General features: G+C 55.0%; 1 protein-coding gene. It reads right to left on the minus strand.

Going from position 1 to position 431, the window contains the following annotated elements:
• On the minus strand, positions 1-290 hold a 290-nt coding region (locus tag AC1RPW_RS08005; protein WP_391856937.1), incomplete at its 3' end, for a hypothetical protein.
• Positions 291-431: the final 141 nt, after the last annotated feature.

Genomic DNA, 431 nt, shown 5'->3' on the forward strand with positions numbered 1-431 from the left:
TCCCGGTATATTGCGACGATGGTCTCGCGCAGACCTTCATCATCCTGCGCGAGAGCTGCGTCCAGTGCAAAGCAGGTAGCTTCTAGAACTGCCTGCTGATGAACGGCCCGATCATGGGCACGCGCCTCCAGTTGCTTCTGAACAACTTCGAACAACGCGATCTTGGCCGCGTCATCGAGGTTGCTATCGATAAGGCGACTGGTCAGAAGCTCTGCCTGTTGTGTGCGTAGCGCATAATCCGCGACGAGTGCCTTTAGAGCCGCCACGCTCACCTCAAGGGGGTGTCCCATTTAGTCCTCCATAACAACGACGAACTCGTTCAGCATTTGAATCTGCTCTTTAGTCAGCCTCTCCGGTATCCCGAGTGCGGCACGCACGTAGCCCTGACGATCAATCTGTTTCGAGATATAGGCTATGTGATCCTGCATCTC

It is taken from the genome of Dellaglioa sp. CoH-55-MRSF-8, from assembly GCF_056782195.1.